The organism is Streptomyces sp. NRRL B-24572 (assembly GCF_002156145.1).
Classification (GTDB): domain Bacteria; phylum Actinomycetota; class Actinomycetes; order Streptomycetales; family Streptomycetaceae; genus Streptomyces; species Streptomyces vietnamensis.
In genome coordinates this window covers 1-12,072 of sequence record NZ_MWIG01000226.1, presented here as the reverse complement: position 1 = coordinate 12,072, position 12,072 = coordinate 1, and the positions used below count along the sequence as shown (strand labels likewise).

The following is a 12,072-nucleotide window of genomic DNA, read 5'->3' as shown; positions in this document are numbered from 1 at the left end:
ACCGGCTGTGGGAGGGCGAGACCCTCGGCGCCGACTCGCCGAAGGCACGCCTCGTGAAGTCGGACGACCGCATGGCGGCCGTGCTGCGGCGTCGCGTCGAGAGCGACTACCGCCCCGAGGCCCTCGACGCCCTCACCGTCGAGCCCTCCTTCGAGGGCGACGAGCCCGCGATCGTCGTCACCGCCGGCAGTACGACCCTGCGCGTGCCGAAGTCCGAGGTCCTCGCCCTCCTCGACCGGGCCCACGCCGGTGACGGGCCCTTTAGGGAGCGGCGCGACCGTTTCCGCGGCCTGTTCGTCGACCGGCTCCTCCAGGAGCTCGCCGACATCGCGCCGCGCCGCGGGCAGGCCGGCACGATCCGCCGTGACCTGGAGCGCAACCGCCGGGTCGAGCGCCTCGTCGAACGCGTCTGGCCGTCCCCCGGCCCCCGGGAGGCCCTGCGCAGCCTCTACGACTCGGCCGACCTCCTGCGGGACTGCGCCGACGGCATCCTCGACGAGGACGAGCGGGCGGCCCTGCTGCGAGCCCGCGCCGCCAGCGCCGACGCCGACCCGTGGACCCTCGACGACCACGTGTGCCTCGAAGAGCTCCGCGTGCTGATCAGCGGCGACACCCCACCGCGCTACGGTCACATCGTCGTCGACGAGGCCCAGGACCTCACGCCCATGCAGGCCCGCTCCCTGCGGCGGCGCTGCGCCGCGGGCGGCTCCATGACCGTCCTGGGCGACCTCGCGCAGGCGACGGGCGCCCACATCCCGACGAGCTGGGACCTGCTCGGCGCGCTCCTCTCCGACCACGGCGACTGGAGCGTCGCCCGGCTCGACACCAGCTACCGCGTCCCCGCCGAGATCATGGAGTTCGTCGCCCCGCTCGCCCGAGTGATCGCCCCGTCGCTGCCGTACCCACGGGCCGTCCGCGAGGCGGGGGCCGACGCGGTACGGACCGTGGCGACCGAGCCGTGGAAGCTGCTCGACGACACCGTCGAGCAGGTGGCCCGGCTCGTACACACCAGCGACGGCAGCACCCCCCGATCCGTGGCCGTCATCGTCCCCGACGACTCGGACTGGCTGGACGCGATCAGCCGCAGGATCGACGAGGACGGCGCCGTCGGCGAGCAGCACCGCGAGGCCGTGTCCGTACTGGCCGCCACCCAGGCCAAGGGCATGGAGTACGACCACGTGCTGGTCATCGAGCCCGCCACCATCGCCGACCGCGGCCCCGCCGGGCTGCGCCAGTTGTACGTGGCCCTCACCCGCAGCACCCAGAGCCTCACCGTCCTGCACACCGCCCCGCTGCCGGCGGCGCTCACCGCCTCCGCGGACGGCACCGAACCCGCGGCGCCGGACGCCCGACCGGCGGGCGCGGCGGAAAGCCTTCCCCGGATCGGCAGCGACGTCCGGGTCGAGGTCGTGGGCCACGTCTCCGGCGGTCGGTACAAGGTCAGGCCGCTGTCTCCGGTGATCGACCGACCGCTCGTGCTCACCGTCCGCCAGGGCTCGGTTCCCCCGCGCCGGGGTGACGAGCTGGACTGCTGGGTGTTCGCGAACGACACGAGTCAGACGGTGCTCACCGCCGATCAGCGCGGCCGGTCGCCCGTCTCGGAGCGGATGGCGGGGCGCTATCTCGCGGCACTGGACGTTCTCGGAGAACTGGCCGGGAGCGACGGCGACGTCCCTGACGCCCGCAGCCGCCTCTCCGAACTCCAGGGCATGGCCAACCGCATCCTCCGACGGGACCAGGCCGACTGGGTCGACGTGCTTCACCTGTTCGGCGATCCGGACAGGGAACGACTCGGAGTCCTTCGCGACCTCGCCGCGACGACCAACCGCGCGCTCAAGGAGGGCACCTTCGACGTGGGCCGGCTCGCGGAGGGGCTGGCCGCTTCCGGCTGGGCGGGGCCCCTCGCCGAAGCGCGGCGAGAGCTCCAGGAGCGCTTCGGCACGGCAACGAAGCCGGACTCCGACGGCGCGGTCCCCGTCGCCCCGACGCAACCCGATCAGAAGGAAGAAGTGCAGATGACCACCGCGGACGCCACCGTCGCAACACCGACCGCGACCACGAAGGACGGCCTCCTTCACGCACTGGAGACGGCCGCCGGCACCGACCGCGCGTGCAAGAAGCACGAAGCGGTCCGTCACGCACTGAAGGCATCACTCCTCTGGGCGGACCTCCAGCCGGTCGACTCGCCGGTCGTCGACGTCAGCTGCGCCACCGAGCACGGTCTCTTCCTCTACGAGGCCCTGGGCGCGGGCCGCTCCACCTACGCGGACCTCCGTGAGGGCGCGACCCGGCTGCTCGAGATCAACCACACCCTGCCCGCCCCGGCCGACGGCCTCTACCTCGTCCTCCCCGAACCGCCCGCCGAGGACTGGTCGGTGAGCACGATCCTCGACGTCTTCCGCGTCCACGTCATCTGGCGCAGCCCGGCCGGCTGGGGCGGCAAAGACACGAACGTCGCACTGGGATCCACCAAGTGACCCCACGCGTCCGGGGAGCGGCACAGGCGTCCGAGGAGTCGACGCAGCCCGCCAGCCGCTCGTCTGGCAGGCGTTCGCCTCCGGGCTCTGCGGTGGGGCAGCGTCGCTGGTCGTCATCCACGTCGGGCAGCATCAGCGCGCCGCGGTCCTGGCTCCACGCGCCCTTGCCGGCGCCGTCGGCCGGGGTGACCAGACCGTCCCGGTCGGCATCCACGCGGATCACCGGCCGGGGCGGCACGACATGGGCCGCGTGGGCCGGAAGCCCCTCGGCCGCGATCGTGAGGAGAGCCGACCCCAGCACCCCTGCGCTCCCGGAGGTACGGCGGGAACGCGGGCGCCCGGGGGCACGGGAGCGGAGGCGGGTCGGGAAAGCGGAGGCCGAGAAGGCCAACGGTGTCTCGTCGTCCATGACCCCGCCCTCGTCCACGGCCGCGCAGGGGACATCCACCCGATGGCCGGTCCCCCGCCCGGAAGGCAGCGCCCCCCTCATACTTTCGGCGGGGCGGCCGTGCTCCGTCTCCTGGTCGCCCTCGTCCCGACACGGCCCGCCTGTTCCACCGGGCCCTTCCCTCCGCCGCGTACGTGGAGGTCGGGTACGTGGAGGTCGGTTCCTTGGCATCATGGAGCCGTGAATGCCGATGACCCGCTTCTCCGTCCCCTGCTGGTGGTGGACGGAGCCAACGTCGTGGGATCGGTGCCGGACGGCTGGTGGCGCGACCGGCGCGCAGCCGCCGAGCGGCTGCGTGACCGGCTCGCCGCGACCGGAGGACCGGCCGACGGCCCGTACCCGCGGCCGTACGAGATCGTCCTGGTCGTCGAGGGCGGCGCCCGAGGCGTCGCCTCGGTGCCCGGCGTGCGAGTCGAGGAAGCTCCCGGCAGCGGCGACGACCTGATCGCCGAACTGGCCCGGAACGCGAACGGCCGGCCGTGTCTGGTGGTCACGGCCGACCGCGGGCTACGCCGGCGGGTGACGCAGGAAGGGGCCCGCTGTGCGGGCCCCCGCAGCGTTCTCCAACCGCCCACGTAGGAAGGCGAAGGCGCACGTCACGGCTCGTCCTCCCCGGTCGGACCGACGCCCTCCGCCGTCACCCGCCCTTGCCGGGATCAGTGGCCTCCAGCGGGTCGGCCCGACCGAGCAGCTCCGCGAGCGGGGTGCCGGTCCGGGCGGCGACGATGCGGCGGGCGCGCAACTGGGCACGGGTACGGGGGCGGAACTTCGGCTCCCGCCCGCATCCACAGGTCTCGAAGCCCTCGTAACGCAACCCGGCGCCCAGGACCGCCGCGACCACCGACCATGCCTTTCGGTTGCTGCGGCGGGGTGCCGCGAAGTCGTGTCCCGCACACAGCAGCGGCCCTGCGCAGCGCGGGCACGTGTGTCCGACGTCGCGGGGATGCCGCTTGAAGCTGATCCGGCACGGTACGCACGCGTAGTGCAGCTTGTAATGGACTAAGGCGTAGGTGCACACGCATGGATCGTATCGGCGGCGCTTCGTCGTGGGCCGGCGCTCGGCACCGGTTCGGTGTCCGGACCGGCCAGAGCCGTCGTCGGGCAGCCGCGCCTTCACGCAGCCGACGCCGAGAAACCGGTCCCCCGCCGCCCGGTCCGTACGACAGTGATCTGCACGACCTCGACGGGCCGGCGATCCCATCGCGGGGCCCGAACGGCCGGGGCCAGCCGTGGCTCCCCCGAGTTATCGGAACTCTCCGTGACGAACGGTTACGGTAGGACGTCAGCGGATCGTCTTGGATCACTGTCGTCCGGAGGTCGTCATCACGGCGTACTGTCGCAACGTCCCGCACAACCGCTGCCCCGGCGAGGTCGACCAGGGATGACGCAGGAACTGCTGCCGGGGTGGGACGACGAGAGACTGGCGGAGCTGCACCGCATCCTGATGTGGCAACTGCTCCGCTTCACGTCGTCGCCGCTCTCGGGCACCGCCGGCGCGGGCCTGGTCCGCGGTGTCCTGCTGCCGCCGGAGCATCGAGGTGTCACCCGTGTCGTTCTCCGGGACGGTCGCCGGCCGGAGGGCTCCGTGGCGTACGACGTGCCCCTGGTCCACCCGGAGGGCGACAACATCCCCTGGACCCACCTGGTCGCGGCCCTCCGGCAGGCCCTCGTCCATCCCCCCGTCCCCGTCGGCACCGACCCCCTGGGCATCTCCCTCGCCGATGCCCGCCGACACGTGCTCGACGCCCTCGACCACGTCACGTTCGAGCTCGGCGACGCGCTCCACGCGGCCGCCTCCATGCTCTGGCCCCAGGACGATCCGGAGGACAGCAGCCGCCTGCGGCTGGACGGTTTCCTGCTGCGGGACCCCACCACCGCTCGCCTGTACGTCACCTCACCCGGCACCGCAGGCTCTGTCGGACTCGATGTCTCCCTCCACGACGAGAACGGCCGCGTACGTGCCGGCAACACCGCCCTCATGGCCGCACTGCCCTCACTCGTCCTCGACGAACTCGACAACCGCTCCCCCGCCCAGGACCCCTACGCCCCCGCAGGCGTCTACGACCTCACCCACTGGTAGGGGCACCCTCTGGACGGGACGCCCCTGCAAAGACACGGGCGCCCGGCGGGCGCACGGGTGTCTCGGCGCCGCCCGCGTCGAAGGACGGGGGTGCGGACATCGACGTTGACAACGAGCCCACCTGCCAAGTCGCGTGGGCGGGGCGATGACAGACCCTACTTCTCCGGGAGTCCGCGACAATCCGGGTCGGTAGAGTCCTACGAACCGGCACCACCGGCGTTTCGGCCAACTCCGTTTCTCTCCTGTCCTGTTGCCGGAGGCGGATCGATGCATCCTCCACTCTCCGCCGCGCCCCGAATCTCAAGGTTCCGAGGAAGACCGAAATACATGTGTTCGATATCCCGCCGGTGTCGTTGAACCCCATGACCACGTCGGACAACCGTCAGGGGGACCAACGTTGACCTCGGCCGTCTCCAACGCACTGCAGGACACCGCCGCACCGCCTCCACCCCCACCGGCGGAGATCACGCACAGCGGGCAGTACTCCGTCAATCCGCTCGCCGAGGTGGACCCCGCCACGGTGCGGGCGAACACCGGCCTGGTGCCGCAGATCTTCGCGCAGTGGCCGTTGCGCGTCCGCGAGAACATCACCCTCGGTCAGCCCCGTACCCACGACGACGTCCCGGTGTGGGCGGCCGTCGACGCGGTCGGTCTTCGCGGGGCCGTCGAGGACCTTCCCGCCGGCCTGGACACTCTCCTGTCCCGCGATGTCTTCGGCGGCACGGAACTCCCCGGCGGGCAGTGGCAACGCATCGCGTGTTCCCGGGCCCTGTACCGGCGCCCGGGGCTGTCGATCCTCGACGAACCCACTTCCCAGATGGATCCGCGCGGTGAACACCAGATCTTCGAGCAGATCAAGGCCATCGCCTCCGACCGCATCACGATCGTGGTCACCCACCGTCTGGAGAACACCCGGATCGCGGACCACATCGCCGTGACGGAGCACGGCCGGATCACCGAACAGGGCCGGTACGACGACCTCGTCCACGGCGGCGGAACCTTCGCCGAACTGCTGGAACTCTCCCGGGACCGCTGATCGCTTCCGCCCCCGCCCGTCCCGTACGGGCACAGCCGAGAAGGAGCCGTGTTCTCATCGCTCACCGCTGCCGATGGCCGCATGCCCCGTTTCCCCGCCCGCTTCGCGCCCCGGCGCGGGACCGCACGTGAAGGAGACCCGTCGTGAGCACCGCAACCCCCCGAGACCGGATCTCGCTCGTGACGCTGATGCTCGCCTCCGAGTTCGGCATCGTTCCGGCGTCGGTGGCTCCGGGGCCGTCCGGGACCGCGACTCGTAACTACGTGGCCACCACGAAGACCGGCACCGCCTGGTTCGTCAAGACCTACCCGGCCGGCACGGGCCGGGAGACGGCCGAGAGCGCCGCCGCGCTGAGCGAGTACGCCCGGCTGTGCCGCGTACCCGTCGCCCGCGCCCGCTACACGGTCGGCCAGAAGCGGTTGGTCGCCTCGGACGGGAAGGTGACCATGTCGGTCACCCGATACCTGCGCGACACGGTCACCGCCGACGGCCGGCTCACCGGACGTCGATGGGAGGCCGTCGGGGAGGCGATCGGCCGCCTGCACCGTGGTCTGGCCCGCCACCGGTTCGGGCCGCCCCGGCTCGATGCCCGCGACAGGGCGGTCGACCCCGTGCGCAGCCGGTCCCGGCTCGAAGGCCTCGTTCACCGCTACGAGACGGATCCTCCTCGTACGGACTTCGAGCGGTGGGCGCTGGAGACGGCACGCGAGCGGCTGGCCGGGCTGCCGGCGGTGGAGCGGCTGCTGGAGGGGGCGCCGGAACGGACGGTCTCGCAGCTGGTGCACGGAGACCTGTCGGGCCCGAACGTGCTCCTGCGCGGGGACGGTGTCGCGGCGGTGATCGACTTCGCCGCGCCGGGGCGGCGCGGCCTCATGTGGGAGCTCGGCCGGCTGGCGCTCGACCCGCGTACCGTCCTCGCCCAGCCGGACTGGCCCGAGGGGATGGGGCGCCTCGCCGCCGCCTACCACCGGCGTCATCCGGCCGTTTCGGTGGAGGAGTTGGTGAGCGTGGTACGGCTGACGGCCGCGTACCTGGGGTGCACCGTGTATCCGCTCAACACGCTCGTGGACGGCCTCGGCCCCGTCACCGAGTCGCTGGAGGCGTACGCCCGGGACCGCGTGGAGGCCGCTGTCGTTCTGCGTGAGCGGCTCGACGAGGCGGAGGAGGTGCTGAGGAACCACCTCCGGTAGCCGTCGCTGCCGAGCCCTGTCGGCCGGTCTTCAAGGCTCAGCCGGCCTCCAAGGCGGCCGGCGCCGAGGCACGACGCGATTCCCCGGCGGCCTTGTCCCACCCCCGTCCCCGTGACCACCACTGCGAGGTTCTGTCGTGCCCTGCACTTCCTCCTACGCTCTCCCGCTTCTGACGTTCGTCTCGACCTTGGTGAGGTACTGACATGCGCCCGTCCCGCGACCACCTGCGATCCACGGTCCGCGAGCACCTCGGCCGGCACCCCGGAGAGCGCGACGCGCTCTCCGGGGTGCTGCTCAACCCCGACAGCCCCGACCTCGTCCTCCAGGAGGAGGAAGTCTCAGGGGCCGTCTGGCTGCCGCAGGACGAGGTCCGGTCACCGACACTGCGCGCGAAGCCCCTCGACGCCGGCCACCGGCCGGTGAAGACCGTGACCGCGACGGTGCCCCCTGGCACCGAGCCCCACATCGTCGGCGTCCACCTCGTCCTCGAACAGGACGGCAGGGTCCTGCTGGGCCGACGCCATCCCGACTCGGCGTACGCGGGCGGGATGTGGCACGTTCTCGCGGGTCACTGCGAGTACGAGGCGGCGACCGCATGCCTGGTGCGCGAGGCACACGAGGAGGCGGGCCTGGTCCTCAGCGCGGACGACCTCACCCTCGTCCACACGGTGCACGCGGTCGACCGGCCCGGTGCCCCGCCCAGGATCCAGCTCTTCTTCCACGCGCGTGCATGGGAGGGCACACCCGAGCTCCGGGAGCCGGACAAGACCGTCGCCTGGCAGTACTGGGACATCGACGACCTCCCGGACGCGATCGTCCCCTACACCCGCGCGGCGATCGAGGGGATCCGGGCCGGCCGCCCCTATACGGAGATGGGGTGGTCACGGTGACCGGCTTCTCTGCCGTCGGCGCCGCCTACGCCGAGCATTCCGACAGCGCCCGGGGCCGACTGCGCCACGACCTCGTCGAGCGCCGCCTGCACGCCGAACTGCCCGCGTCACCCGTACGGATCCTGGACGTGGGCTGCGGGACCGGCGAGATGACGATCCGGCTCGCCGCCGCCGGGCACCAGGTGACCGGCGCCGACCCGGACCCCCGCATGCTGGCCGTTGCGGCCGGCCGTCTGGCGGCCCTGCCTGAACTCCGTGGGCGCGTGGAGCTGGTGGAGGCCGGCATCGACGGGCTCTCCTTCGGCCGCGAGGTGTTCGACGCGGTCTGCTGCCACGGCGTTCTGATGTACCTGGACGAACCCGGCGAGGCGCTCGCCCGGCTGACCGAACGGGTCGCACCCGGAGGCCTGCTGAGCATCCTCGCCAAGAACCGCCGGGCCATCGGTGTACGCGAGGCCCTGGCCGGTGACTACGAGAGCGCGCGCCGACTCATCGAGTCCGAAGCGGACAGGAGCCCCGGCAACCTCGGTCTGGAGACCCGCGGCGACACCGCCGAAACCCTCGACCGACTGGCTGCCGGGCAGGGGTTCACGCCGCTGGCCTGGCAGGGCGTACGGATCTTCCACGACCACCTCGATGACGCCTGGACCCCGGGAAGGGCCGCGTACGAGGCGGCTCTGGATCTGGAATGGGCCGCCTCCTGGCGCAGCCCCTACCGGGATCTCGGTCACCTGGTGCACACCCTGGCCCGGCGGCCGGGGCGGAGCCGATCGTGACGGCCACCGGTCTGCCGCAGAGCGCCGCACCCACCTCCGTATTCCTGCGTACGCGCGGCACCACTCGCCGGACCCGCCCCGCACCTCGTCCCGGCAGGACTGCCGGAGACCTCACCGGCCGGCGCCGCCCGACCACCACGCCCGCGACCGCCCCGTCACCCGCGAAGGACAGCCCGCATGTCCCTTGATCTCCAGCCCGGCGCGACGAGCAGTCGTCGTGCCGCCATGGTCGACCGCCTCACCTCCACGGGAACCCTGACCGACCCCCTGCTGCGCGACGCCCTGCTCCACGTGCGCCGCGAGACGCTCCTCCCCCACGCCTACGTCCGGGTCAGCGGCCCCGGCGCGGATCCGATCGACTGGCGCCTCCTCGACGGCTCCCACCCCGACGACCGCGAAGAGTGGCTCGACCTGATCCACAACGACGCGTCGATCCTGCTCCAGCGCGACGGCGAGCCCCTCGACGCTCTCGCCCGCGGTCCGGTGACCGGCGGCCACATGACCTCCATGTCCACTTTCATCCCCGCCACCGTCGAAGCCCTCCAGACCCTCGGCGTCGGCGCGGCGGTGGTCGAGGGTGACGCACTCGAAGGACACGAGGACCGGGCCCCGTACGACCGGATCCACTCCGGCATCGGGGTGCCGTGCGTCCCGCCGGCGTGGGTGGCGCAACTCGCTCCCGGGGGACGGCTGCTGACCACGCTCGCGACCCCTACGCCGAGCCGGCCCGGACAGCTCCTCGTCATCCGCGCCGACGCCGGCCGGATCGAAGCGGTCCTGCGGGGCCGGCCGAGCGGGTACCGGCCGATGCTGGGATACCGGTGGCTGACCGCCCTGGACCACCGCGCGCGGATCAAGGCGCACCCGGGCACGGCGCGGCCCACCCGGCTCGTGCCGCCATCGGACGACGCGACCGTCCGCGTCCACGGACCGCGGGACGTGTGGGCCGAACTCGAGGACCTGTACGCCCGCTGGGTACGGGCCGACCGCCCGGAGACGTACCGGGTCGACCTCTCCGACGGCGCCGGGATCCAGCGCGTCACCTCCGGTACGGGGCCGAAGGCGCTGAGCTGGTCGCTGCCGGCTGGTGCCGCTGCGCTGCGGGTACTGCCGGGGGACGCGTGAGCGGCGGGCGGCACACCGTGCCGGTGGACGTACACCTGCTCGCCGTCCGCGACGGGGAACGGGGCCCGGAGGTACTGCTGTCCCGGCGGGCCGGTGACGTGTACGCGGCGGGCCTGTGGCACGCGCCGTCGGGGCACGTGGAGCGGGAGACCGTCGTCGCCGCCGTCGTACGCGAGACGCGGGAGGAGACCGGGCTCGTCGTGGATCCGGCCGATGCCCGCGCAGCCGTCACAGTGCACCACCGGCCCCCGGGCGGACAGGAGAGGGTCGGCTTCTTCTTCGAGGTCCGCCGCTGGCACGGCACACCGCGGGTGATCGAACCGGACAAGTGCGATGCGATCGGGTGGTTCCCGCTCGACGGCCTGCCGGAGCCGATGGTCGCCTACTGCAGGGCCGGTCTGGACGCCTATCGGGCCGGCGCGCCGGTCGCACTGCATTTCCAGGATCCCGGTGACCCGATCGCCTACGACCCGGCCGTCGACCGGCTGGTCCTGGTCCCCGGCCACGGCATCCGCGGCGCCGTCCCGGAGGAGGCGGTGCGCGCCTTCACCGAGCGGGCGGTGGGCCGCGTCACCGGCTGGACGGACGTTTCCTGGGTTCGTGAGGAAAGCCGTGTATGGCAAGCGCGTGGCGCCGAGGGCGGCACCTGGTACGTCAAGATCCACCAGAACGACCGCTTCCACCGGCGTGAGGTGACGGCCCTCCGCAGCTGGGTCCCCTCTCTGGGCGCGGCCGCGCCACGCCTGGTGGCCGCCGATGCATCACTGCGGGCCGTGGTGCTCACCGCGGTCGGAGGCCGATCCCTGCACGGCGCCACCCACCCGCCCGAGAAGCAGCGCAGGATCTTCCACCGCATCGGACGACTCGCGGCGGCCGTCCATCGCAGCGCTCCACCCCGGCCGGCCGGCGGCACGCTGCCCGTGGGAAAGCTGGAGCGTCACCTGGACGGGGCCCGGCCCCATCTCGCGCCCGGGGACGAAGAGTTCGTCCGTGCCACAGCCGAGAAGGGCGCCGACCTGGCCGCCTTGGACGTGGTGCCCACGCACGGCGACTTCCAGCTGCGCAATCTGCGCTGGGACGAAGACGCCGACATCTTGTATGTGATCGATTTCGAACGGTCGGAAGAAGGACCGGCGGTACGGGACTTCGTGCGGCTCTCCGATGCGTGGCACGGCCGTCCCGACCTCCTGGAAGCCGTGATGGACGGCTACGGCCGCCCCTTCACCCCGGTGGAAGAAGCCCACTTCAGGATCCTGTCCGTCCTGGATGCCGTCTCCGGCATCTGCTACGGCGCCGCCCACGGCGACCCCGAGCTGGTGGAGCGCGGCCGCCGCACCCTGGCCCGGCTCCGCACCGCACAACGCCCCTGATCACCACCGCGCCTGCGTAGGGGGAGCGACACGTTGGCGTACACGACCCGCGCTCAGGGGGAACAGCACTCCAGCGACGGCAAGGGGTTCCGGCAGGTCGGCCCCTCCGCCCGAGCAGCAGTACGCCCGTCCGTCCTCTGCCCCCGCCCGACCGCCGGACCACGCGGCCTCCCGGCGCGCGCGGCCCGGCGGTCGGTCAGTTGGCCTCGGCCGGGACCGGGGCGGTGGAGCGGGACCGCACCACCAGCTGGGCGACGGCGGTAACCGCCGTGTTGAGGAGGAGGGCGATGAGTCCGGTGTCGAAGGTGCCGACGTCCACGCCGCCGAAGGTGAGCCAGATCAGGACGCCGACGCCGGTCAGGATGCCGAGCAGTGCGGGCACGGCGTCCAGGCGGACCTTCTTCGCCAGGCCCATGACGATCGCCGGGGCGAGCTGGGTGAGGCCTCCGTAGGTGAGCAGGAGGAGGTCGGACAGGAGTCCGGGGCGGGCGAGGCCGAGGACGAGGGCGAGCGTCGCGGCCCCGATCACGCACACGTGGTTGGTGCGCAGCTGGGCGCGTTCGTTGCCGGCGCTGAGCAGGTTGCGGGACAGGAGGCTGGAGATGCCGACGATGATGGCGGCGGACGGCACCATGGCCGCGGAGGCGGCGGCGACCGCGACGACGCCGACGAGCCAGCCG

Annotated in this window: 9 protein-coding genes and 2 pseudogenes; 9 read left to right on the top strand and 2 right to left on the bottom strand. The window is 72.7% G+C overall.

All coding sequences use genetic code 11. The features are described from left to right. Positions 1 to 2,477, top strand: a 2,477-nt coding sequence (locus CCN56_RS14185; protein WP_086826969.1) for an ATP-binding domain-containing protein, incomplete at its 5' end; no start/stop codon positions are given. Positions 2,478 to 3,105: 628 nt separating this feature from the next. Further along, positions 3,106 to 3,504, top strand: a complete 399-nt coding sequence (locus CCN56_RS14180; protein WP_086826967.1) for an NTP pyrophosphohydrolase — start codon at positions 3,106 to 3,108, stop codon at positions 3,502 to 3,504. 58 nt (positions 3,505 to 3,562) lie between these two features. Here CCN56_RS14180 and CCN56_RS14175 read toward each other — a convergent pair whose 3' ends face one another. Next, positions 3,563 to 3,943: a hypothetical protein gene (locus tag CCN56_RS14175; RefSeq protein WP_179199841.1), complete on the bottom strand. Its 381-nt coding sequence runs from the start codon at positions 3,941 to 3,943 to the stop codon at positions 3,563 to 3,565. A gap of 363 nt (positions 3,944 to 4,306) precedes the next feature. Here CCN56_RS14175 and CCN56_RS14170 point away from each other — a divergent pair, with 363 nt between their 5' ends. From CCN56_RS14170 to CCN56_RS14140, 7 genes and pseudogenes are all read left to right on the top strand, one after another. Further along, entirely contained in the window at positions 4,307 to 5,005 is a 699-nt protein-coding gene (locus CCN56_RS14170) for a hypothetical protein (protein WP_086826965.1), read from the top strand. Positions 5,006 to 5,498: 493 nt separating this feature from the next. Further along, positions 5,499 to 6,041 (top strand): annotated as a pseudogene (locus CCN56_RS14165) (ATP-binding cassette domain-containing protein); the annotation flags it as partial. Between the two features lie 143 nt (positions 6,042 to 6,184). Next, positions 6,185 to 7,231, top strand: a complete 1,047-nt coding sequence (locus tag CCN56_RS14160) for a phosphotransferase enzyme family protein (protein WP_086826962.1) — start codon at positions 6,185 to 6,187, stop codon at positions 7,229 to 7,231. A 203-nt stretch (positions 7,232 to 7,434) separates the two neighbouring features. Continuing rightward, positions 7,435 to 8,121, top strand: coding sequence for an NUDIX domain-containing protein (locus CCN56_RS14155; RefSeq protein ID WP_086826959.1), 687 nt, complete (start codon positions 7,435 to 7,437; stop codon positions 8,119 to 8,121). Continuing rightward, on the top strand, positions 8,118 to 8,897 hold the full coding sequence (locus CCN56_RS14150; RefSeq protein WP_086826971.1) for a methyltransferase domain-containing protein: 780 nt from the start codon (positions 8,118 to 8,120) through the stop codon (positions 8,895 to 8,897). Before CCN56_RS14155 ends, CCN56_RS14150 begins: the two co-directional genes overlap by 4 nt. Positions 8,898 to 9,074: 177 nt before the next feature. Next, entirely contained in the window at positions 9,075 to 10,022 is a 948-nt protein-coding gene (locus CCN56_RS14145) for a methyltransferase (RefSeq protein ID WP_256961965.1), read from the top strand. A 23-nt stretch (positions 10,023 to 10,045) separates the two neighbouring features. Further along, positions 10,046 to 11,392, top strand: coding sequence for a phosphotransferase (locus tag CCN56_RS14140; RefSeq protein ID WP_256961964.1), 1,347 nt, complete (start codon positions 10,046 to 10,048; stop codon positions 11,390 to 11,392). A 196-nt stretch (positions 11,393 to 11,588) separates the two neighbouring features. Here CCN56_RS14140 and CCN56_RS14135 read toward each other — a convergent pair. Then, a pseudogene (locus CCN56_RS14135) lies at positions 11,589 to 12,072 on the bottom strand (sodium:solute symporter family protein); the annotation flags it as partial.

Excerpts from the sequence above, each read along its gene's own strand:
- CCN56_RS14170 (WP_086826965.1), top strand. The coding sequence starts at position 4,307 with ATGACGCAGGAACTGCTGCCGGGGTGGGACGACGAGAGACTGGCGGAG.
- CCN56_RS14155 (WP_086826959.1), top strand. The coding sequence starts at position 7,435 with ATGCGCCCGTCCCGCGACCACCTGCGATCCACGGTCCGCGAGCACCTC.
- CCN56_RS14145 (WP_256961965.1), top strand. The coding sequence starts at position 9,075 with ATGTCCCTTGATCTCCAGCCCGGCGCGACGAGCAGTCGTCGTGCCGCC.